We start from the raw sequence: 22,164 nt of genomic DNA on the forward strand, positions 1-22,164 counted from the left end.
CATTCTCATTTAGTTAAATACCCGAGCTGTCGATCAGCTCTAATTCATCAACAGGTTCAAATTCACTAAGTACCAGCTTGCGCAGCTCTTGGAACGAGACGGTTGTCTTTTTACGCGGATAGGGTAAATCAACCGAAATGATATTACGGATCGTGCCCGGACGCGCATCCATCACGACGACTCGGGTAGCCAGAAACACGGCTTCATCGATATCATGTGTGACAAGGATCATCGTTGTCCGGTTCTTCTCCCAGATGTCAAGCGCAACCTCTTGCAAGTGCGAACGCGTGAAGGCGTCCAATGCCCCAAACGGCTCATCCAACAAAAGCACCTTCGGATTCCGGAGCAACGCTCTTGCAATCGCAACGCGCTGCGACATCCCTCCCGATAACTCCCTCGGGTACGATTTCTCAAAACCTTTCAGCCTCACTAACTCAATCAGGCGATCTACGCGTGTCCGAACCTCAGGGTCTTTTAAGCTAAGATCGGCAGCGATGTTTTTCTCGACTGTCAACCAAGGGAATAAGCGATGCTCCTGAAAAATAAATCCTTTATCAATACCAGGCTTTTCTACCTGTTTCTGTTCCAACAGCACTTTTCCGTTATGATCGGTATCCAGCCCGGCGATGATCTTGAGCAGTGTGCTTTTACCGCAGCCGCTTGGACCTATGATGGTTATAAATTCACCTTCTTTAATTTGTAATTGAATGTTATGTAGTGCTTCAACCCGGTGCCCTTGGGGCGTCTGAAACCATTTGCTCGGTAAATCAATATCTAATGATAGTACGCTCATCAAGCTCTCCCCCTTTAGTCATTTATTCGAATATAAAAAAAGAGACCCCATAAGAACCCCTTTACGGGGAAGCTCGGAAGTCTCCAGATATCTGGTCGACACGATTCAATTCATAGTGATTAACTTGGATATAAGGGGATCATATCACTACAAAAAATGGAAGTCAATCCTATAATTCTTATATAACCCACTTGTTTTATCGGAATTAATATGCTAGCATAACTAATCAATAACCCATGCAGCCTATTGGTCCACCAAAGGCTCTCCAAGCACCGCTCTTTAGCGGCAAGCTTGTGAGAGCCTTTTTACATACTCGGGGGGCTTATATGAAAGGACTTTATTTTGGAGGGATGAAAGATGAGCACACCTGAGCAGCGACAACTGCGTCTTGGAGCATTTCTATTTCAAGTTGGCCACCACGTAGCATCTTGGCGTTATCCGGATACGGATGCCCAAGGTATTTTGCAGCATGCGTTTTACGAGCATTTTGCCCAAACGGCGGAACGCGGAAAGTTCGATATGATTTTCCTCGCAGACACGCTCGCGGTGGTTGATCGTTTCAAGACGAACATTAAGCATACCGTAACCGTACGGCCTGAACCCATTACGCTGCTTTCCTATTTGGCAGGCGTAACTGAACATATTGGATTAGCTGCAACAGTATCTACTTCGTATCATGAACCGTACAATTTGGCGCGTGAATTCTCCTGCTTGGATCACTTGAGCGGTGGGCGCGCAGCGTGGAATGTCGTGACCTCAGGCCGCGATGAAGAAGCTCATAATTTCAGTCAAGACCGCCACCTCGCCCATGATAAAAGATATGAACGAGCCCGTGAATTCGTCGATGTCGTCACCTCCCTCTGGGATAGCTGGGAAGACGACGCTATTGTGGCAGACAAAGAAAATGGCATTTTCGCTGATCCCAACAAAGTGCATGAGCTGAATCATCGCGGCGAGTTTTTCGCTGTACGCGGTCCTTTGAACTTGCCGCGCTCACCGCAAGGCAGACCTGTTGTCATTCAAGCGGGAGCATCGGAGACAGGGAAACACCTTGCCGCTCAGACGGCGGAGGTCGTCTTCACCGCTTGGCAAACGCTGGAAGAGGCGCAGCTCTTTTACCGCAGCGTCAAGGAGCTGGCTGTCACTTACGGCAGATCGCCAAACGACATTCTCATCATGCCGGGGATATTCCCGGTTATCGGAGCAACCGAAGAAGAGGCGCGCGAGAAAGAAGCGCTTCTCCAATCCCAAGTGCTGCCTGCCGTCGGACTATCCATGCTCTCTGCATCGCTCAATGTTGACTTGACCGGCTATCCGCTGGATGGCCCTCTCCCTGATCTGCCAGAGCTGCAGCAAGTGAATGGCGGCAAAAGCCGCTTCCAGCTCGTCTCCGATATGGCGCGCCGGGAAGGCTTGACGATCCGCCAATTGATGTACCGCGTGACAGGCGCTCGCGGTCACCGCACCATTTATGGCACACCGGTCCAAATAGCCGATCAGCTGGAAGAATGGTTCAAGGGTGGCGCTTGCGATGGTTTTAATATCATGCCGCCTTATCTACCGGGAGGTTTGGAGGAGTTCGTGGACCTCGTCATTCCTGAGCTTCAGCGAAGAGGACTGTTCCGAACCGAATATGAAGGAACAACCTTGCGCGATCATCTAGGGCTGTCTAGGCCGCAAAGCCGTTTTCAGAAGACTGAATCTGCAAGTGGATACTGATGAGTATTGAGAATTGGGGGCGAACAATCAATGGGAACTAATCATGGGCAAAGACAGCTTCATCTAGGGGCTTTTATATTTGGCGTTGGGCATCATATCGCGGCTTGGCGCTATCCTTTGACAGATACAGGCGGGCTTTTGAAGCTTGATTTCTACAAGCGATTTGCCCAAACAGCGGAACGTGGGAAATTCGATCTCGTTTTTATTGAAGACATCCCGGTGCTGCCGGAGCCGCTGAACAGAGCTGTCCAGTATACGCTGCCGGTCCGGGCGGAACCCTTGACCCTGCTATCTGCACTGGCTTCGGTCACCAAGAAGATCGGTCTGGTCGGAACCGTATCGACGACCTACAGTGAACCCTTTCATGTGGCGCGTAAATTCGCTTCCCTCGATCATTTAAGCGGCGGGCGGGCAGGCTGGAATGCCGTCACAACCAGCATGGAGAATACCGCCAAAAACTTCGGGCGCGACCATCATTTAGATCACTCCCTCCGTTACGAGCGGGCCAAGGAATTCGTTGACGTGGTGACAGCTCTCTGGGACAGCTGGGAAGAAGGCGCGCTCGTTATCGATAAAGCAACCGGCCAATTCGCCGATCCAGATAAAGTTCATGAGATCAATCATGTCGGTGAACATTTTTCCGTGCGTGGACCCTTGAATGTTCACCGTTCTAAGCAGGGTCGTCCCGTTGTCGTTCAGGCAGGCTCCTCGACGACGGGTCAAGCCTTTGCTGCCCAGACGGCCGAGGTCGTATTCACAGCGTGGCAGACTCTGGAAGAAGCGCAAAACTTCTATACCTCTCTTAAAAGTCAGCTCCCTGCTTACGGACGTTCGCCGGATGAGCTGAAAATATTACCTGGCGTCCTGCCCTTCATAGGCGCGACAGAAGAAGAAGCGAAAGCGAAAGAAGCCGAATTCCAGAATCTTGTCCTCCCTGCCGTCGGGCTGGGGATGGTGCAGAACATTCTGAGGGTCGATCTTTCCGGCTATCCGCTGGACGGACCGCTGCCTGAATTGCCGGATGCCACCGAGATTAATGGCGGCAAAAGCCGCTACCAGCTGCTGCTGGATATGGCTCGCAGAGAGCAGCTCACGATTCGCCAGCTCATCCACCGGGTGACCGGGGCCCGCGGACATCGAACCATTGCTGGAACGCCGGTCCAAATTGCGGACCAATTGGAAGAATGGTTCGTGAATAAAGCCTGCGACGGCTTCAACATTATGCCGCCTTATTTGCCCGGCGGACTGGACGAATTCGTCGATCTGGTCATTCCAGAATTGCAGCGGCGGGGCTTATTCCGCTCCGAATATACGGGCACTACGCTGCGCGATCATCTTGGTTTGGCTGAGCCTGCGAATCGCTTTGCTCAGCGCTCGGCCACATCTGTTCACTAAATTATAGAGTTACCACGAGAGGGGTCATGTCCGTATGAAACAGAAATCATTTTATAATAAAAGCTTATCCTTCCTGACGATTGTTACGTTAGTTCTTTTATCGGCATGCGGCGCCAAAACGGCAGGAGCTCCGACAAACGGCGGAACTGCGGCTCCAAGCGGAACTTCCGCTGCGCAAAGCAGCAATGCGGCAGCTACTCCCGCGGCTGCTTCGAAAGAGAAGGTCGTTGTAAACATTGGCATCCAAGGTAAAACAGGCGTCCTGAACTTCGCTCGTGAGAAGGGATACTTCGAAAAAGCATTCCAGGCTGCCGGCGCTGAGGTCAAATGGAATGAGTTCGCCAGCGGCCCTCCGCATTTCGAGGCAATCGCGGCAGGTAGGCTCGATTTTGGCGCCACAGGCGGAACACCCCTCATTTCTGGGCAAGTCGGCGGGGTTGATTTTAAAGGCATCGCTGTGACCAGTGACGGCAAAAAAGGCAACATGATTATCGTGCCGAAAAATAGTCCCATTAAGGAATTAAAAGATCTGAAAGGCAAAAAAGTCGCCGTAGCCAAAGGCAGCAGCGCCTATAACTTCCTGTATATGGCCATCGACAAGGCCGGGTTAAAGGGCGATGACGTCAAAGTTATTCAGCTTCAACCGGATGAAGCTAGACCTGCTCTCGACAGCGGCGCCATCGACGCGTGGTCCATTTGGGAGCCTTATGCGACTACGGCCGTGTACCAAACGGGAGCAACGATTTTGGTCACAGGTGAAAATCTCAATATCAACGCACCCTCCTTCCTGGTAGCTCGCACCAAATTTACACAGGAGCATCCGGATCTGACCGTGCTTTTCCTCAAAACTTACGAAGAAGCCCGTAAGTATTACGTCGACCATCAGGATGAAATCGCGGATGAATTGTCCAAATCCCAGAAGCTGGACAAAGCCATCATTGTCGATGTTTTGAAAAACACATTCCCGATCCTCTCTTCAATTACACCGGAATTCGCCAAAGCGCATCAGGAGCAGGCTGACTTCCTGCAATCTGTCGGCGCTATTAATAAGAAGCTCGACACGTCACAGGTCCTTGAGAGCAAATTCATAGATCAAGCGTTGAAGAAGTAAACTTAAGGCTGCCTAAAGTAGATACTCTACTTGCGGGTGGCCTTTTGTTTTGTAGCTATTCCAGCCGGGGCGCTTTCATCGGATCGTCCCGACGGCAGCGAGTGGGCTGTTTGCAATTAACGCCACTACAAGCCGCTATTTCGCCGAAAAGTGGCCATTTAACAGCTGAAGGGAACTAGCGTCCCTTATTTCTCCGTTTTCACAGGGAAAACGGAGATTGGCACGCAAATAGTACCCTGTAGTTCCGCAAGCACGCGGAAACGGCTGATTTCGCCAGAATAACGGCCCCAGGTTCCCTTATTCTCCGCGGATGATTGTGGCCAAACAAAAAAGGCCATCTGATTCAGTCATTTCTTCTGACTAAATCAGATAACCTCCCACGATGCTATGTCGCAGCTGCCTTAGACGCAGCTTCCAGTGCCAGCTTCTCTCTGATCTGCGCCTTGCGCTCTTCGCGTTCGCTCGGTTTCAGCCGAGGGCATGTGTAGCAATAGTAGCCACCCTCCGTGCAGTAAAACATGCAACAGCCCGACTTCATCCTCACTTGAGTATCCGGTTCACCGGGAGCGCTCGGGTAATCCAGGTAGATGAACTTTACGTTCAGCGGATTTCCCGCACGTCCGAAAACTTGGCCGTTTAGCTCTTTGGTAACAAACGTCCATTCCTCCTCGATGCGCAGCTGCTCCTGCTCGGAACCTGCCTGATCTTTCAAACGGTCGAACATGTAACGCATCCGTGTCGGAAACAACTTCCACAAATGGGTGATATCCATATCTGCAGCCAAGGAAGCTGCTTCTACAATAGGTCGAATGTGAGTGCCGTACCAGTGGCTTAAGCGTTCTTTGCGCCATGCACTTCGCTCTCCCTCCTGCGGTCCTTCCAGCTGCCGGATATCGTGAAGCACATAACGGAACTCCGCATATCCTTGGTTGTGCATGTAGATTTGCAGCGTCCAAAGCTCCAGAGCCAAATCGATGAACTCATCCTTCAACATCATGCCATGAACAGCCATGTTCAAAACACCTAGCCTGCTCATAAAATACACACAAGCCGCCGCAGGCTCAAGCGCCTTCATGAGTGGTGAGTAAGCGTTAATTAACTCCCGCATACCGTCCACTGTAGAGAGACGGCTGCCTGCTATTGTAAATAACGGCTCTGGATGCGACTCCGTAGTAACCCCGAACTGCTCCGCAAGAACATGTTGTAAAGATGATTGCATGGTTTGGCCTCCTTCTACTTTTTAACGAGATTCGCCAGCCGCCACCGTGGCTCTTGCTAATTCTGGCTCTGCGTTTTCCTTTTTCTCTGTGCCTACTAGATCATAAGGGATGCAAAGCGGCACACCCGTGCGCGGATCCTTCACGATATCCGCCTCAATGCCGAAAACTTCGCGAAGCACCGGCTGCGTCACTACCTCTTCCGGCGTCCCTTCGCTTACGACCTTGCCCTGCATAATCGCGACCATATGATGCGCATAATGAGTCGCATGGTTCAGGTCATGAACGACCATGATGATGGTCCTTCCTTCTTCCTTGTTCAGCTTCTGAAGAAGCTTCAGTACCTCGAGCTGATGCGCCATATCCAGGAACGTCGTCGGCTCATCCAAGAAAAGAATGTCGGTCTGCTGCGCCAGTGCCATGGCAATCCACGCCCGCTGGCGTTGACCTCCAGACAGCTGATCTACAGGACGATCGGCAAATGGCATCATACCGGTAACTTCGATTGCCCAGCTGATCGTCTCCTTATCTTCCTTCGTCATAGAGCCGAAACCTTTCTGATGCGGGAATCTTCCGTAGGAAACCAATTCGCTCACCGTCAAGCCCTCAGGCGCAGTCGGATTCTGCGGCAAAATCGCCAGTTCCCGTGCGACTTCCTTCGTCGTCCGTTGGTGGATAGATTTCCCGTCGAGGTACACCTGGCCGCCTTTTATTTTCATAATGCGCGCAAGTGATTTCAAAATGGTGGACTTGCCTGAGCCATTAGCGCCAACAAGTGCTGTGATTTTGGCATCAGGTATGGATAAATTTAAGTTGCTGACAATCAAACGATCATCATAAGCAATGTCTACTTGCTGTGTATACAAACGAGTCATAGGGATGTCTCCTCTCAAAATAAACTTTCTTAAGCTTTGGATTTCGCAAGCAAAAATATAAAATATGGAGCGCCGATGACAGCTACGACAATGCCGGTTGGAATCTCACTTGGCTGTAGAATCCAGCGGGCCAGCGTATCTACCACAATCAGCAGGAGACCTCCAGTCAACATTGAAGCCGGAAGCAAATATTGGTGCTTGGGGCCAACCAATTGTTTGGCAAGATGAGGACCAATTAAGCCAACAAAACCTATGCCACCGCCAACAGCTACGCAAGCTCCGGCAAGAGCAACGGCTGATGCAAGCAGGCCAAGCCTTTCCCGTTCGACTGACGTCCCTAGCCCACTTGCCAACTGATCTCCCAAATGCAGCACGTTTAAAGTTTGCGCTTTATATAGGACATAGGGGATAAAAATAATAAGCCATGGCAGCAGAGCCATAACAAACTTCCAATTCGTTCCCCAGATGCTGCCTGCCAACCAAATGGCAACAAACTGGTAGTTTTGAGGATCCATTTTGATCGTAAGCACAAGCATCGCTGCATTGATTCCAGCTGCGACCGCAATACCTACCAGAACGAGCCTCGTTGGTGAAATGCCGATACCTTTTTTATAGGCCAAAACATAAATCAGCCCTGCTGCAACTCCAGCCCCAAGCATGGCGAAAAGCGGCATCATGTAGACGGGAGCAGCCTGCTTAACAGGGAAGAACGAAATGAACAGCACAACCGCAAGCCCCGCGCCGGCGTTAATGCCGAGAATCCCTGGATCTGCCAGCGGATGCGCGAGAGCCCCTGCAGAATAGCACCCGATAAGGCGAGTCCTGCACCAACCAGCACCGATGACGCCGCCGAGAATCCATGGACAGACGATTTTGATTTGCAGCCATTTGTTCCGGCTACACCCCCGGCATACCAGAACGCCAAGTCCTGCGAAATGTGAAAATAAATCGCAATCCCCTCGCTGAGCGCTAAAAGCAAGGCGCTCACCACCGCACCAGCCAAAGCAAGCCGCACGGGGGATAAACCGCCTTTTGACATGGAGCTTATGCCATAAACAAGCCCAGCACCGATAGCTGCTCCAGCAAAGGAGAACAAAATCAAATAATGAAAGGGCAGCCCCGGGAAAAAAGCAAAACAAAGCGCAAGCACAAAGCCTGCTCCAGCATTAATCCCAAGCAAACCCGGATCAGCAAGCGGATTCCGTGTCATTCCTTGCATAATTGCGCCAGAAACAGCAAAACCAATGCCGACCAGCGCTCCCGCCAACGCCCTAGGCAGTCTCAACTCCCTAATGATTTGATGCTGGGTTAGTTCCGGGTTGAAACGAAATACGGCTTCCCAAACGGCAGACAGCTTAATATCAGCCGCTCCTACCGATACCGACACAGCAAGACCGAGCAGTAAAGCAGCCAACCCTCCGAAAATAATAAATGAAGCTACAAGCGGTCGGCTTCGCAGCTTAGGACGTGGAGCATCGGTTGATGCTGCAGATAAACGCATGAACATTTTCCCCTTCCGATATGTACCCCAATCAAGATGAAATAAGGTTCATCTTACTCATGAAAAACATTATAGCACAAATGATAATGATTATCATTATTGAATTGTTCATTTAAACCTGACAAAGTGTGTTCAGGTAATCTTTTGAATCATCACATATCCCCCACGCTCTTGAATATATTTAGTAACAAGCTTTTTTTCACATCTAAATCATTGCTTTGTGCATGCCATACGATAAGGGTAAGCTGCTACTTGCCTAGGAAGATCCCCCCCAAGGAGGTGTCATCATGACAGAACCCCTATTTACCGTTTCCCGAGAGGATTGGTCATTGCACCGTAAAGGGTACCAAGATCAAACCCGACACCAAGAGAAGGTCAAAGACGCCATTAAACAGAACCTCCCTGATTTGGTTACAGATGAAAGCATTGTAATGTCCAACGGGAAGCAGGTTGTGAAGGTACCTATTAAGAGTCTGGATGAGTACCGTTTTCGGTATAACTTTAACAAAGGGAAACATGTCGGACAGGGAGACGGCGATTCGCAGGTGGGTGATGTGCTTGGAACCGACCCTCAGCCAGCTCAAGGACCTGGGAAAGGCGAGGGCGCGGGCGATCAGGCCGGCGAAGATTATTATGAGGCCGAAGTCAGCATGGAGGAGCTGCAAGCGATGCTGTTCTCTGAGTTGGAGCTGCCGAATTTGCAGAAAAAAGAGAAGCGCAACATGACAACGACAGAAGTAATTTTCAATGATATTCGCAAAAAAGGCATCATGTCCAACATCGATAAAAAGCGCACCATCATTGAAAATTTACGCCGGAATTCACGCTCGAATTCGCCGGGGATTCATCATATAAGTCCCGATGATCTTCGTTTCAAAACATGGGATGAGGTCGAGAAGCCGCACTCGAATGCCCTCATCATTGCCATGATGGATACGTCGGGTTCCATGGGATCCTTTGAGAAATATATTGCACGCAGCTTCTTTTTCTGGATGACGAGGTTTCTGCGTACCAAATACGAGAATGTGGAAATTGTGTTCATTGCTCACCATACGGAAGCCAAAGAGGTTACGGAAGAAGAGTTTTTCACAAAAGGAGAAAGTGGCGGTACGATCTGCTCCTCCGCGTACCAAACCGCCATCGATATTATTGATAAAAGGTACCCGCCTTCTCAGTTTAATATTTATCCGTTCCATTTCTCCGATGGAGACAACTTAACGTCGGATAACGAACGCTGTGTGAAGCTCATCTCCCAATTAATGGAGCGCTGCAACATGTTTGGTTACGGAGAGGTAAACCAATATAACCGCAGCTCTACGCTGATGTCCGCTTTCCGCCACATTCACGATCCTAAGTTTCTGCATTATGTCATCCGCGAAAAAGGCGAAGTTTACAAAGCGTTGAAAACCTTTTTTACCAAGCAGGAGGGAGTGGCTGTTCCGTGAGTAAATCCGAAATTCAGCAGCTTGAATACGCCATTGATGAGATAACGGAGATTGCTAAAGGGTTTGGGCTCGACTTCTATCCCATGAGGTACGAAATATGTCCTGCCGAAATTATCTATACGTTCGGGGCCTATGGAATGCCAACTCGTTATAGCCATTGGAGCTTCGGGAAAAATTTTCACCGTATGAAGACGCAATACGACTTGGGGTTAAGTAAAATTTACGAGTTGGTCATCAACTCCGACCCCTGCTATGCTTTTCTACTGGATGGCAACTCGCTTATTCAAAATAAGCTCATCGTCGCTCACGTGCTGGCGCACTGTGATTTTTTCAAAAATAACGTCCGCTTCTCCAAAACGAACCGCAACATGGTCGAAAGCATGTCCGCCACGGCCGAGCGTATCAGACAATATGAAATCGAGTACGGCATTGACGAAGTCGAGCAATTCATTGACGCTGTACTCGCCATTCAAGAACATATTGATCCAGTGCTTACCCTTTCTTACAGGCAGGCGCGCAATCGCCAAGAAACCAATAAAGCCTCAACCCCCGCTGCGAAGTCGGAAGCGACTTACGGGTATGAAGATTTATGGAGTTTGGATGCTAAAAGTAAACCTGCTCCATCAACGGATAATAAAGAGGAAGCTAAGCGCTTCCCGCCAAAGCCCGAGAAGGATATCCTGCTCTTCATTGAAGAGAATGCGCCCTATATGGAGAATTGGCAGCGGGATATTTTGACCATGCTGCGCGATGAAATGCTGTACTTCTGGCCGCAGTTGGAGACCAAAATCATGAACGAAGGCTGGGCTTCTTACTGGCATCAACGCATTTTGCGCGAGCTTGACTTGACCGAAGAAGAGACGATTGAATACTCCAAACTCAATTCGTCTGTCGTTGTGCCCTCCCGTCATACGCTGAACCCGTATTATCTGGGCGTGAAAATTTTCGAAGACATCGAAAAGCATTGGGATAATCCGACCGAAGAGGAAATACGGACGCAAGGCCGTAAAAAAGGCGAAGGACGGAGCAAAATGTTCGAGGTGCGCGAGTACGAATCCGATACCTCCTTTATCCGGAACTATTTAAACAAACCGTTAGTGGAGGAACTGGATTTATACATTTTTGAGAAGAAGGGTCCTGAGTGGAAAATCACGGATAAAACATGGGAGAATACGCGGGATCAGCTATTCGCATCGCGTGTCAACGGAGGGTTCCCTTATATTGTCGTGGAAGATGGCGACTATCAGCGCAATGGCGAACTGTATTTAAAGCATTGTTACGAAGGCGTCGAGCTGGATCTCAAATACGTCGAACGGACGCTTCCTTATATTTACAAGCTCTGGGGTAAGTCCATCCATATGCATACGGTCGTGGAAGAGAAGCCGGTTTTGTTCTCTTTTGACGGTAAAAAGCATCATCGCAGATTTCTGTAGTGTAGAGCGAAAAACCTCCGAGCTTTGTGGCTTTGGAGGTTTTTAAATTTGAGTTTATTTTATATTGAACAGCCAGCCGCAGATAAACTCTCTACACTGATCACGGATCTTCGTAAGAGCTTTATTGTCACCTGTTCTGTGATAAAATGCCATACCGAGGGCAATACCAAATATGTAGACGAAGTTGCTTTGATTAAAGCTATTCAGGATCCAAAGGATGCAACTCTAGAACTGCTCCGTTAAAAGGTCGGTATCGTTGTGTCTCACACCTCGAATGAAGAGCTGAAGATTGAGCTCCGCGCACTGCCCCGTCTAAATCAATGCCACCTTGATTTGTGAAGAGCAACTTCCCGCTCTCATCCAACAACTACAGTTCACCACGCTTTATAGCTTCAATCATCTCTTCTGTAGAAAAAACCTTCCCTTGCTTTAAGTCTATCTCAGAAGCCTCAATCATTTGTCTAACTTCCGAATCGGAATCAAACTCACTAAAATTCATGAGTTTCGCCTCCTTTTTGTTTAAATCATACCAAATTTAGCCCCATCTTTTCTCGTAAAAACAAACAATCAAGCCTATTTTTCCAACCGACAAAAGTAGTGCTATTCCGACAACGTTAATCGACGGACATCCTATTCAAGGGATGTTACGCTTAAAACTCAGTTAATTGATAATAATTTTCATGTCAGGAGATGAGTTGAAAGTGAGAATGAATATTTTATTTAACAAGAGACCAATTTCTGTGAACTTTATCGGCACGGATCACAAACTAATTCCCTCTCTGATCAACGCTCTTCGTTATAACAAATTTACAACGACGAACCTTGGTCATACTTTAGAGCATGTAGACTTATTTAGCTCCGAAGCCATTTTATACGCAAAGGATGGAAATAAAGCGAGAATTCCAATTTTTTAATAGGATTAGGATTGGTACATACAAGAAAAGCCTATTCGCTAGAGTGACTCCTTCACTTTACGGATGGGCTTTTTTCGTGCGGCTTAGCATAATTTATTTCTGAGTTTCATAGACTAATAGAAATAAAATGATTGAAATGATAGGAGTTGCCTTATGTATACGATCCGTCTTGCCAAAAATAAAGCAGCCTCCCTACTTATCTATATCCTAATTATGATAACTAGTTTCATATGGACCATCGTCTGGGGGACTCATGGACATGTCCGACCGCCGAACCTCCCCATTTCCGAGTATCGCGTCGATCAGGCAAGCAATGGCGTTACCCTTCACACGATCAGAACTCCGCCGCAAAATATAGGGCTCAAGGCTATCACCGCGAATATCACGGACCTGAGCGATAATGGGATCAACGGCGGTTTCTTCTGGCAGGGTTATCTGCTAAGCATTGCCGTCATTAACGACCTCCCGGTCAAAGGGCAGCCCGGCGATTACGGCTCCGGCTGGTTTAATATCGACCGCAAACGAGGGACATTGGTCTGGGATGAAAAGGCACAAACTTTCACGATTCAAGTGGTCGAAAACGCCAACGAGCTGAAAGTCATGGATCGAAACCATTACTGGGCCCAAGGCGGTGTGAGCATGGGACTGACGAACCCGGACGGTTGGGCGGCCCAGGCGGATTCGGAAGAGATGCCGGTCATTAACGAGAAGCGCATGCGCTCAGGTATCGTGTACGACAGGAACAATAATGTGTACCTGGTCGTAGCGCCTACACCATGCACAGGTGAACAATTCCGCACAGCCATACTGGAGCAGGTGGGGAGCGGTCAGCTCGTGGACGGTCTTTTCCTTGACGGCGATGGTTCCTCGCAGCTCAAGGTCGCAGATTACCTGCTGCCCGGCGATCATCGCGAGGTGTATCAGATGATTACGCTGCTGAAGTAAGTGAAGTCGGAGGGACAAGCCCCTGAGCATGAATGTAAAAATGAACAGGAAAAATAGAGGAGGGAACTAGGGTCCGCTATTTCGGCAAAATTAACCCATGAAGCTGCTGAAGCGGAACTACAGGGACTTATTTCTGGCCAATACCCGTATCTCGCCATAAAATCGGCCAAATAAAGGACCACAGTTCCCGTCCAGCCGCAAAAGAGCTGTTTCGCGGGCAAATAACGCCCTGTAGTTCCCCTCGAGCCGAGAGGGAGGCCGAAAAAAAAGAATCCCCGCTAACAAACCGCGGGAATTCCATTTTTAGAACGGCACGTTGTCCGGATCAGGCCCGATTCGTTTGTTCTGGTTCAACGAATCCACGAGAGCCATATCCTCAGCGCTCAGCTCAAAATCAAAGATATTCGCATTCTCGCGAATCCGATGCGCTGTCACCGATTTCGGAATCGTGACGACACCGTTCTGTATGTCCCAACGCAGCACGATTTGAGCCGCCGATTTCCCATGCTTGGCCGCGAGCTGCGACAGCACCGGATGATCGAGATTGCCCTGCATCAGCGGGCTCCAAGCTTCCAGCTGAATGTTATTCTCGCGAGTGAAGGCGAGCAGTTCTTTTTGCGCCAGCTGCGGATGGTACTCGACTTGGTTCACAGCAGGTACGACACCTGTATCCTCAATCACATGCTGCAAATGATGAATTTGAAAATTGCTAACGCCGATCGCGCGGACATGTCCTTCTTTGTGCAAATGAACAAGGGCTTTCCAAGTTTCCCTATACGTCGCCGGTTTAGCCCAGTGAACTAAATACAGATCGATCGTCTCGAGGCCGAGCCGTTTGCGGCTTGCTTCAAAGGCCTGCAGGGTGGACTCATAGCCCTGATCGGAGTTCCACACTTTGGTGGTGACGAAAATCTCGTCGCGCGGCACACCGCTTTCACGCAGCCCTTGACCAACACCTTCTTCATTCTGATAGATTGCGGCCGTATCAATACTTCGGTAACCCAGTTGAAGGGCTGTTTTCACAGCGTTAATGACTTCCTGACCTTCTTTGCTTTTCCAAACACCTAGTCCTAACCATGGCATATGCACGCCATTATTGAGTTGAACACCTTGAGTAAATGCTTGCGTCGACATTAGATAATCCCTCCATCGGTTCATAGGATATGACGGCTCTTGAAAGAGTACGCACAATCCCTATCATACCACTTGGGGTATCCAATTACATAATGGTATGCGCATGGATCAAATTCATTTTCAGCTCCCATAGCTCCGTGCTTAAGTTCACACGATAACCTTCCGGGTTGAGTTTGCGCAAATATTGCGGCCAAAACGTGCGGATTTGCTCCTTATGATACGCCCGAATCTCATCCAACGTAGGCAGCTCATAGACAAGCTCGCCTCCCGCATAAATCGGCTTAAGCAGCGGAACCGCTTCATAGTCCTCAATATACTTGTAGATATACGTATGCGTGGGATCAAACAACTTCACTCGCTCGCCGCGCTGAATATCGACCTCGTGCTCCATGGCCAGGTAATCGGCTTCCGCTTTACCGGTTTTTTTGTTGATAATCCGGTAGGCTTCCTTGAAGCCGGGATTGGACACTTTCTCGGGGTTGCCCGAAATTTTGATAACCGGCTCGAACTCGCCGTTTTTCTCCAGGGCAACAAGCTTGTAAACCCCACCGAGCGCAGGCTGATCGGCAGCGGTAATGAGCTGGGTGCCTACGCCCCAGACATCGATTTTGGCACCTTGGGCTTTCAGCCCCTCGATGATATTCTCATCGAGATCGTTCGAGGCGACGATCGCCACCTCGGGAAAGCCCGCCTCATCCAGCATATGCCTCGCCTGCTGGGATAAATACGCCAAATCGCCGCTGTCGAGGCGAATGGCGTTCATACGCTTGCCTTGCTGCTGCAGCATGCGCGCGATCTTTATGGCGTTCGGCACGCCGCTGCGCAGCGTGTCGTACGTATCCACGAGCAGCGTCACTTGCTCCGGCAGTGCCTCAGCATACACACGGAAAGCTTCCTCTTCCGTGTCGAAGGCCTGCACCCACGCGTGCGCATGGGTGCCCTTGGTCGGGATGCCGAACAGCATCCCGGCCCGCAAGTTCGACGTCGCGTGGAAGCCCGCGATGTAAGCGGCTCTTGCGCCCCAGATCGCGGCGTCAGCCTCTTGGGCGCGTCGGGTCCCGAACTCGAGCAGCACCTCGTTCGGGACGACCTGTTTAATCCGCGAAGCTTTCGTCGCGATAAGCGTCTGGTAGTTCACGAAGTTGAGAATCGCCGTCTCTACAAACTGCGCCTCAAAGATGCTGGCGACTACGCGCACAAGCGGCACGTTCGGGAAAACGAGCGTACCTTCCGGTACGCATTGCAAGTCGCCGCTGAACTTGAACGCGCGCAGCGCCTCAAGAAAGTCTTCGCGGTAATGCTCTTCCTGTTCCCGCAGATAAGCAATTTCATCATCCCCGAAATGCAGGTGCTTAATATAATGAACGAGCCGCTCCAAGCCGGCAAAAACAGCGTATCCGCCGTCAAACGGCAGCTTGCGGAAATACACCTCGAAAACGGCTTTCTCTTGATAAGTGCCTTTCAGCCAATGCGCGTACATCATATTGATTTGATATTTATCTGTGTGCAGCGTTAAATTTTCATAATTCTTCTCGTATTTCATATAGGATCATCCTTTCCACCAAGTGTCGTAGCAGGTTACCGGTCCTCTGCGCTTATGTTCCGTAATCGTATAGCGTTCCTCAATTTTCTGAGCGATATCAGCAGGAACGGGACGGCCCTCCAAATAGGTATCCAATTGCACGTAGCTAACACCAAGGGCTTCTTCATCCGGAAGACCCGGCTTCAAATCCTCCAAGTCAGCCGTAGGCTTTTTCAAATACAAATGCTCCGGACATCCCAGCCGCTTGAGCAGTTCCCTGCCTTGCCGCTTATCGAGCCCATAGAGGGGAGCCACATCGCAGGCGCCATCCCCATGTTTCGTATAAAAGCCCGTAATAGCCTCAGCGGCGTGATCCGTCCCTAGGACCAAAAGCCCGTAATGCGCAGCTAAATCATACTGCACCTTCATACGCTCGCGAGCCTTGACGTTCCCTTTATGAAAATCACTCAGCGTTTCGCCTGTCGCTTCCGCAAATTGCTTCACCGATGCATCAACGGCCGATTGAATATTGACCGTGACAACTCGGCTTGCCGCAATGAACTGAATGGCTGCCTGTGCGTCATCTTCATCTTTTTGGATGCCATAGGGCAGTCTAACCGCCATAAACTGATAAGCATCCTTGCCGCTTTCCGCATTCATTTCATCGATCGCCATTTGAGCCAGCTTGCCTGCTAATGTGGAGTCTTGGCCTCCGGACATGCCCAGCACGTAGCCTTTGGCTCCTGTATAGCGCAGATACTCTTTAAGAAACTGGGTACGGCGTTGGATTTCGTTTTCCGCGTTAATTTCGCTTTCTACATGCAATATGGCTTGAATTTCAGCTTGTGTCGTATGTGACATTGGGAACATCTCCTTCATTATATTGGATGATCCTAGCATTCCTGTTAATGCTGCTGTTTCATACTACCAACCGCGAACAACTTTAGCCCCAAGTGTGCTTTCAAAATGCTGCAAAGCCCATGCATGGCCTTGGCTGTTAAAGCTGGCAACCGCGTCCTCATGGATCACGATGTCAAAGCCTTTATTGTAAGCATCCACCGCTGTGTGCAGCACGCAAATATCTGTACAGACGCCGATCAGATGAAGTTCCTGAATGCCTCTGGCTCTGAGCTTCAGCTCCAAATCCGTACCGCAGAAGGCGCTGTATCTCGTTTTATCCATCCAATAAATATTGTTCTTATACTGCTCATAGACGGTATTCAACCTGCCGTATAAATCGCGGCCCGCTGTGCCGCGGATATTGTGCGGCGGGAACAGCTTCGTCTCCGGATGATACGGATCTTGTTCATCATGCAGATCCACCGCCATAACGACGAAATCCTGCTGCTCTACGAACGCTTCCGTGATTTCACACATCCGGTTTTCTATCGCAATGCCCGGCTCCCCGCAAGGAAGCTTCCCGTCAACAAAATCGACCGTATAATCAATAATAATCAATGCTTTCATCTTAACCAACTCCTTGATTTAGTATATTTGATACTATTAATAAGACAATATCAAAGGGTAAAAGAGAGGCCTAGCTGTAAATGGACAGCTGAGGCACATAATCGGTGAAACGGTAGAGCTGAGCCGCACGTTGGGAATACCGATTTGACATTTTCCCTTGTCCGTTGTGGTCCAGAACCTCTTCAATAATCCCTTTGCGGCTCTGTGTAGATGTAATTTTACGGATAAAATTCCGCTCGTTGAAGGTCGGGACAACCGTCTGAATCACTTGATACAATTCACTGATTGTGAATTCCTCGGACAAAAACTCTTTGGCAATCGTTGTCGTGAGCATCTTCGTCTGAATTTGGGCAAGCGCATCACGAACGATGATTTCGTGGTCAAACGCAAGATCCATCGCGAGGGCTTCCTCCACAGGAAACAATCGGACATCTGCGGCATCATCTGCGGCTTGGCGCTTCTCCAGAAAGCGCTCATGCACTAATGCGAAGAATGCGTGGGAGATGATCCACCCCCGAGGATCGCGTTTCGGCGTGCTGTACACGTTGAAATAGGCAAGGTGGACATCGGAAACTCCCGTTTCCTCCGTCAGCTCACGCCGCGCGCTCTCCTGAATCGTCTCGTTTTCGGACGAGAATCCGCCTGGCAGCGCCCATTGTCCTTCGAAAGGCCACTGCTTTCTTTGAATGAGCAGCACTTGCAGCTCTCTATGCGGGAGCGACTTCTTCGTGGAATCCTTGCCTTCGGAAGTGATGGTGAAGATCACGATGTCGGCAGGCGCACCGTCTGGCGTACGATATTTGCTGGCTTGATAATTGCTTTCATTTTCTGCGTTCAAGGCGATCACCTGCTTGGATGCGATTAATCATATTGTCGTTTTGATATTTTCATTATGACATATTAAAATGACGCGCGCAACAGTTTTTTTCTGAATAACAAATCGCAACAGCCTATTTTTCGATGACTATTAAACAGGTGCTGTCCGGCAGCGCAACCGCGGTTCCACTTTCATCCAGCAGTTTTACTTTGCCCTTCAGCGCTTCCGTATATCCTTCCTGCAGGAAATGCCTGTTCTCAATAATTTTGGCCTCAGGTCCCAACGTACGATGGATAAAAGCTATGTATTCACTTGGTGTAAAGTAACCGAATTGTTCCTGCACTTCATGCACATACGCTTCCTCGCCCCAAGTATAGGTATAGAGAAATTCCATCGCATCATTGACTGGCATAACCACTTTATCCGCCTCAACAACCTCATACTTAATCTCTCGTCCAGCAAAATCCTTCGCATACCGTTCGAGATACACCATATCCCCGTTCTGCAAAAAGTGAATTGTTCGCTTTTGCTCGACAGGCTCCGTCATAATCCCATCGCGAATCACGATTCTCCCGCCAGGCGAGAGAACATCATAAGCGCTGCGCAGTGCCGCCGCAATGGTTGCATGGTTGAATTTTCTCCCTTCATAAGGGATGTAGGAGTAGAGTTCGTGTAGGATGGAAGAAAAGATGACCGTATCAATGGTTCCTTGTTCCACATACTGCCTTAGATCAAGCGCGTCCCCTTTCAGAACAGTCCATCGATGACCTTCTAGCTGCTTCTTGCGCTCCAGCGCCTCGATCACGTTTGAGGAAATATCAATCCCAATGGGATGCTTGTCCGGCAAATACTGTTCAATCAGATCGAGCATGACACCACCGCCCGGACCGATATCGACAACACGCTTCCCAACGACGTAGTCCAGCATCAACTTCTTATAATCTGCCGTCTGATTCATTGTGGTCAAATAATCTTCTTCATTGTGAAAACGGTCGTAGGCATCTCTCCGCAATTCAAACAGATCAAATAACAACAGTACAGCCTTTTCATATAACGGGGACTTCTCGGCTTCTACGCAGAATTCAATCAGCTTCTCGGCAGCAGGGGAAAACTGGCAGGTAAAAAACACGGTATCCGCAAGCTGAGATTTCCGCTCAATGAGGTGCTTCAAGTGGCCGTTGCTCCACGCCAATTTTCCTTGAGCTACTTCTTCCCATGTCATCTCATCCACATATTTTTCGATCATCCGTTTCTTGTACACGTTGACTTTCTTACTGCCTTTGTAATCGTAATATAAAATATTCATAAAGGGCTCAAAGCTGATATGACGGACCAAATCCCCTTCACGGCATGCCTCTTGGATAATCAGAAATACGCGTACCATCTGCCTTAACGTAAAATCCTGGAAAGCCGCCTCTACATACCACAAGGTCGTCTTTTCCAAAAAAGCCCCTAAACCGTTTAGCAGCTCAGGCGCCTCATCCAAAATCCTTTGATAGTCCCGCTCGAAATTTTCACCTTTTCGAATAGAGTTGCCGCGTAATTTAGCCAACCTGTCTTTGAAAGAAATCTCTGGTTCCAATTCTCCTAGTAAAATCTTCTCAATCAACGACCTCACTTGACTGCTGACCGAAAGCCAAAGCTCTTCCGAGACTGCTGCAATGATACACTCGTTCAACGCCAGAAGCAGATCCCTTAACTCATCGGCCGATAGCAAGTGATCTTCCACTAATTTGGTTAACGGGGCGTGTTCCCGTAGGGGGACTTCCCCTCGAATCGTCTGTCCAATGAGCCCGTGCGTATAGATTAACGTATGTATCACAGCCGATTTATCACTTGAATTCCCGGCATGAAGCTTATACAGTTGAGCGGAGCCTTGATTATGTACATAGAGATGAATCCCTTGATTCTGCCACGTAAAGCGATCCCTCAGAGTACCTCCTTTGGAGACCTCGGACCAGATCAATACTACTTCCAACACTTCCTTCTTCCAAAAAGACAACCCAAGCTCGTCCAACCTGAGCAAGGTCCGCTGGACATAATCAAGAACAGGGTTCGCCTGAGCCAGCTCCTGGATCGACTGAATGCGCTCGAAGTTCACGATGCGCTCTTCCGCCGAAACCATGTAGGTTAACCATTTGTGCTCAGAAGCTGCTGCGGTGTCCCCTGTTCTATAGTTGTGTATCAGTTCTAATGAACGGAGCATATCTATGTGTTTCCTCCTATGGGAAATTGTTACTTAACACCAGTATAATCGATCATTGCTCGTCGGCATACAGATTGGCGTAATTGATGAGAATGGTCAAGAAACCAAGCACGACAAATAAGAAATAAGCCATCAACTCTACGTGGAACACATTCGGAAAGAGAATAAAAAAGGCACCAATCAGCAGGCACAGCCAGTTCTGCCAGACCCGCTTCCCTGACTTGCCTAGAGCGAGCAGCGATCCCACGAATTGCACGCTTCCAAGCAGCACACAGATAAAGAACGCATTCGTTTGAGCCTCAAATCCAAACACCCAGGGGCTGACCAAAAACCAGAGTCCCATGCAAGCCGACAATCCATTTTTCAAATACATGGTCATCTTCCACCTCCTACAAGTTTTGGCAGCGTAAAAGGAGTCCTTTTACGAGATAATATAGTATACGCAAACGCTTTCAAATATGTGATATAGAAAAGCCTCCAGCTCACCCATTTATTTGGGCGGACTAGAGGCTTCGTGGTTATGAGCTTATGAGTGAATTACTGTTCAATGTGTAAAACGCCGGCATCTCCTGTTTTCACTTCAGCTTTCAGAATGTCTGACACGAATTTGAGCGGCACATACAAGGCATCATTCTGAATGACCGGGGCTGACCCCAAGGACACAGGTGCCATTTTCGCATAAAAATAGCTGTCTTTGCCCACGGTCACACTCGTCCATTGCGCTCCCTTGTGAAGCTCTGCCGTATACGTGGCTTGATTCCAAGCTACTTCATATCCAAGACCTTCTGCTACCTTGCGGAATGGCACCAAGTTTGCGCCTTCTGCACTCGTTATTTGGTCACCGGCTGCCAAATCCAAAGCAACTTTGGGAGCCGGCTCCGTTTTAACAGGAATGGTCAAATCCGCAGCTAGTGGAAACCGGAATTCCGGAGATCCCATTACGCCCGGTGCAATCGCATATTTCGGGAATACGACGACAGCTTCACCATTTTCAACATAAAAGCCCTGTGACTCTTCAATGCCCTTAAAATCGTCCTTAAAATAGTTCTCCGGATGCTCATCCATGGCTGCTCGAACTGCAGCATCTACGGTTTCCTTGTAACTGTCTCCAAGTACATCCTGCAAGGTAATGCGCTGGGCTTCTTCACGATTTAACACATTGTAGGTGTCAACGCGCGGCATACCAGTTCCCCCTGTAGCTCCGTACGTCGTAATTTGCAGGGAAACGAGCCCCGCCGGGGAACCCGTGCCATCCGATTTCAATTCATAAATAATTGTGAGTTCATAAGGACGATACGTAAACCCTTTGGTTTTGGCATCAGCTGCAGCTTCATCCGCCTCTTTCTCCCAGTTCGCCAAATCTTCATTGGCATGGGACAAAAGAATATCGTTCAACTGCTCCTCATATTTCGCATCCAGCATCCCTGTAAGCTGAGGAACTTTGACATTCGTCTTCAAATTTTCCGTCTTGGAGGTAAGCAAGACCTCTTTAATTTGAACCGCTGCGGCTTGAATGGCAATCGGTGTCACCTTCACGCTAATGGGAACAGCCGTCACCGTCTCTGCTGAAGCCGACCCTGCTGTTAGTACAGCCCCGCTTACGCCAACCAGCATTGCACATCCGAGCACACTCATTTTCAACATGTTAAAAGGATTCTTTCTCATTTCAC

The 22,164-nt window shown here is 49.2% G+C and carries 19 protein-coding genes and 2 pseudogenes; 7 read left to right on the plus strand and 14 right to left on the minus strand.

The genetic code is table 11. From position 1 onward, the window contains the following. Positions 1–13: 13 nt before the first annotated feature. Positions 14–793 (minus strand): ABC transporter ATP-binding protein, encoded by a 780-nt coding sequence (locus RQP52_RS30080; protein WP_315955241.1) that lies wholly within the window; start codon positions 791–793, stop codon positions 14–16. Positions 794–1,150: 357 nt separating this feature from the next. Here RQP52_RS30080 and RQP52_RS30085 point away from each other — a divergent pair, with 357 nt between their 5' ends. From RQP52_RS30085 to RQP52_RS30095, 3 genes are read left to right on the plus strand one after another with little or no spacing between them, the layout of a single operon-like run. Then, entirely contained in the window at positions 1,151–2,512 is a 1,362-nt protein-coding gene (locus tag RQP52_RS30085) for an LLM class flavin-dependent oxidoreductase (RefSeq protein WP_315955242.1), read from the plus strand. A gap of 30 nt (positions 2,513–2,542) precedes the next feature. After that, positions 2,543–3,907 carry an LLM class flavin-dependent oxidoreductase gene (locus tag RQP52_RS30090; protein WP_315955243.1) on the plus strand — a complete coding sequence of 455 codons (1,365 nt, stop codon included), beginning with the start codon at positions 2,543–2,545 and terminating at the stop codon, positions 3,905–3,907. A 34-nt stretch (positions 3,908–3,941) separates the two neighbouring features. Next, on the plus strand, positions 3,942–5,018 hold the full coding sequence (locus tag RQP52_RS30095) for an aliphatic sulfonate ABC transporter substrate-binding protein (RefSeq protein ID WP_315955244.1): 1,077 nt from the start codon (positions 3,942–3,944) through the stop codon (positions 5,016–5,018). 385 nt (positions 5,019–5,403) lie between these two features. Here RQP52_RS30095 and RQP52_RS30100 read toward each other — a convergent pair whose 3' ends face one another. The 4 genes and pseudogenes from RQP52_RS30100 to RQP52_RS30115 all read right to left on the minus strand — a co-directional run. Beyond that, on the minus strand, positions 5,404–6,237 hold the full coding sequence (locus RQP52_RS30100; protein WP_315955245.1) for a (2Fe-2S)-binding protein: 834 nt from the start codon (positions 6,235–6,237) through the stop codon (positions 5,404–5,406). Between the two features lie 21 nt (positions 6,238–6,258). Continuing rightward, a complete protein-coding gene (locus RQP52_RS30105) occupies positions 6,259–7,110 on the minus strand; it encodes an ABC transporter ATP-binding protein (RefSeq protein ID WP_315955246.1) in 852 nt (283 codons plus the stop codon). A 29-nt stretch (positions 7,111–7,139) separates the two neighbouring features. After that, positions 7,140–7,951: pseudogene (locus RQP52_RS30110) on the minus strand (FecCD family ABC transporter permease); the annotation flags it as partial. Next, a pseudogene (locus tag RQP52_RS30115) lies at positions 7,944–8,611 on the minus strand (FecCD family ABC transporter permease); the annotation flags it as partial. The pseudogenes RQP52_RS30110 and RQP52_RS30115, both read right to left, overlap by 8 nt. A gap of 287 nt (positions 8,612–8,898) precedes the next feature. Between RQP52_RS30115 and yhbH the strand changes: the two are divergent. From yhbH to RQP52_RS30130, 3 genes are read left to right on the plus strand one after another with little or no spacing between them, the layout of a single operon-like run. After that, positions 8,899–10,056 (plus strand): sporulation protein YhbH, encoded by a 1,158-nt coding sequence (gene yhbH / locus RQP52_RS30120; protein ID WP_127456711.1) that lies wholly within the window; start codon positions 8,899–8,901, stop codon positions 10,054–10,056. Beyond that, positions 10,053–11,489: a SpoVR family protein gene (locus tag RQP52_RS30125; protein ID WP_315955247.1), complete on the plus strand. Its 1,437-nt coding sequence runs from the start codon at positions 10,053–10,055 to the stop codon at positions 11,487–11,489. The genes yhbH and RQP52_RS30125 overlap by 4 nt, the downstream gene beginning before the upstream one ends. A gap of 48 nt (positions 11,490–11,537) precedes the next feature. Beyond that, complete coding sequence (locus RQP52_RS30130) at positions 11,538–11,732, plus strand: hypothetical protein (protein ID WP_315955248.1); 195 nt, start codon at positions 11,538–11,540, stop codon at positions 11,730–11,732. Positions 11,733–11,856: 124 nt separating this feature from the next. Here the strand turns inward: RQP52_RS30130 and RQP52_RS30135 are convergent, their stop codons facing one another. Further along, positions 11,857–11,988: a hypothetical protein gene (locus RQP52_RS30135; RefSeq protein WP_315955249.1), complete on the minus strand. Its 132-nt coding sequence runs from the start codon at positions 11,986–11,988 to the stop codon at positions 11,857–11,859. Between the two features lie 568 nt (positions 11,989–12,556). Here RQP52_RS30135 and RQP52_RS30140 point away from each other — a divergent pair. Further along, on the plus strand, positions 12,557–13,348 hold the full coding sequence (locus tag RQP52_RS30140) for a hypothetical protein (protein ID WP_315955250.1): 792 nt from the start codon (positions 12,557–12,559) through the stop codon (positions 13,346–13,348). A 303-nt stretch (positions 13,349–13,651) separates the two neighbouring features. On the opposite strand, the gene RQP52_RS30145 is transcribed toward RQP52_RS30140, so the two are convergent. From RQP52_RS30145 to RQP52_RS30180, 8 genes are all read right to left on the minus strand, one after another. Then, positions 13,652–14,482, minus strand: coding sequence for an aldo/keto reductase (locus tag RQP52_RS30145; protein WP_315955251.1), 831 nt, complete (start codon positions 14,480–14,482; stop codon positions 13,652–13,654). A gap of 85 nt (positions 14,483–14,567) precedes the next feature. Beyond that, positions 14,568–16,025: a nicotinate phosphoribosyltransferase gene (locus RQP52_RS30150; RefSeq protein ID WP_315955252.1), complete on the minus strand. Its 1,458-nt coding sequence runs from the start codon at positions 16,023–16,025 to the stop codon at positions 14,568–14,570. Positions 16,026–16,031: 6 nt separating this feature from the next. Next, the gene (nadE, locus tag RQP52_RS30155; protein ID WP_315955253.1) at positions 16,032–16,865 is read right to left on the minus strand and encodes an ammonia-dependent NAD(+) synthetase; all 834 of its coding nucleotides are present in this window, start codon (positions 16,863–16,865) and stop codon (positions 16,032–16,034) included. A gap of 63 nt (positions 16,866–16,928) precedes the next feature. Next, positions 16,929–17,471 carry a cysteine hydrolase family protein gene (locus RQP52_RS30160; protein WP_315955254.1) on the minus strand — a complete coding sequence of 181 codons (543 nt, stop codon included), beginning with the start codon at positions 17,469–17,471 and terminating at the stop codon, positions 16,929–16,931. A gap of 70 nt (positions 17,472–17,541) precedes the next feature. Next, positions 17,542–18,309, minus strand: coding sequence for an NUDIX domain-containing protein (locus tag RQP52_RS30165; protein ID WP_157323147.1), 768 nt, complete (start codon positions 18,307–18,309; stop codon positions 17,542–17,544). A gap of 112 nt (positions 18,310–18,421) precedes the next feature. Beyond that, a complete protein-coding gene (locus RQP52_RS30170; RefSeq protein ID WP_315955255.1) occupies positions 18,422–20,494 on the minus strand; it encodes a class I SAM-dependent methyltransferase in 2,073 nt (690 codons plus the stop codon). A 52-nt stretch (positions 20,495–20,546) separates the two neighbouring features. Further along, positions 20,547–20,873 (minus strand): SPW repeat domain-containing protein, encoded by a 327-nt coding sequence (locus tag RQP52_RS30175; protein WP_315955256.1) that lies wholly within the window; start codon positions 20,871–20,873, stop codon positions 20,547–20,549. Between the two features lie 158 nt (positions 20,874–21,031). Then, positions 21,032–22,159: a stalk domain-containing protein gene (locus tag RQP52_RS30180; RefSeq protein ID WP_315955257.1), complete on the minus strand. Its 1,128-nt coding sequence runs from the start codon at positions 22,157–22,159 to the stop codon at positions 21,032–21,034. Positions 22,160–22,164: the final 5 nt, after the last annotated feature.

The organism is Paenibacillus violae (assembly GCF_032461945.1).
In the GTDB taxonomy this organism is placed as follows: domain Bacteria; phylum Bacillota; class Bacilli; order Paenibacillales; family NBRC-103111; genus Paenibacillus_E; species Paenibacillus_E violae.

Coding starts and splice junctions, on each gene's coding strand:
- RQP52_RS30150 (WP_315955252.1), bottom strand. CDS start 16,025: ATGAAATACGAGAAGAATTATGAAAATTTAACGCTGCACACAGATAAA.
- RQP52_RS30145 (WP_315955251.1), bottom strand. CDS start 14,482: ATGTCGACGCAAGCATTTACTCAAGGTGTTCAACTCAATAATGGCGTG.
- RQP52_RS30140 (WP_315955250.1), top strand. CDS start 12,557: ATGTATACGATCCGTCTTGCCAAAAATAAAGCAGCCTCCCTACTTATC.
- RQP52_RS30105 (WP_315955246.1), bottom strand. CDS start 7,110: ATGACTCGTTTGTATACACAGCAAGTAGACATTGCTTATGATGATCGT.
- RQP52_RS30180 (WP_315955257.1), bottom strand. CDS start 22,159: ATGAGAAAGAATCCTTTTAACATGTTGAAAATGAGTGTGCTCGGATGT.
- RQP52_RS30175 (WP_315955256.1), bottom strand. CDS start 20,873: ATGACCATGTATTTGAAAAATGGATTGTCGGCTTGCATGGGACTCTGG.
- yhbH (WP_127456711.1), top strand. CDS start 8,899: ATGACAGAACCCCTATTTACCGTTTCCCGAGAGGATTGGTCATTGCAC.
- RQP52_RS30080 (WP_315955241.1), bottom strand. CDS start 793: ATGAGCGTACTATCATTAGATATTGATTTACCGAGCAAATGGTTTCAG.
- RQP52_RS30135 (WP_315955249.1), bottom strand. CDS start 11,988: ATGAATTTTAGTGAGTTTGATTCCGATTCGGAAGTTAGACAAATGATT.
- RQP52_RS30085 (WP_315955242.1), top strand. CDS start 1,151: ATGAGCACACCTGAGCAGCGACAACTGCGTCTTGGAGCATTTCTATTT.
- RQP52_RS30090 (WP_315955243.1), top strand. CDS start 2,543: ATGGGAACTAATCATGGGCAAAGACAGCTTCATCTAGGGGCTTTTATA.
- nadE (WP_315955253.1), bottom strand. CDS start 16,865: ATGTCACATACGACACAAGCTGAAATTCAAGCCATATTGCATGTAGAA.
- RQP52_RS30095 (WP_315955244.1), top strand. CDS start 3,942: ATGAAACAGAAATCATTTTATAATAAAAGCTTATCCTTCCTGACGATT.
- RQP52_RS30160 (WP_315955254.1), bottom strand. CDS start 17,471: ATGAAAGCATTGATTATTATTGATTATACGGTCGATTTTGTTGACGGG.
- RQP52_RS30170 (WP_315955255.1), bottom strand. CDS start 20,494: ATGCTCCGTTCATTAGAACTGATACACAACTATAGAACAGGGGACACC.
- RQP52_RS30100 (WP_315955245.1), bottom strand. CDS start 6,237: ATGCAATCATCTTTACAACATGTTCTTGCGGAGCAGTTCGGGGTTACT.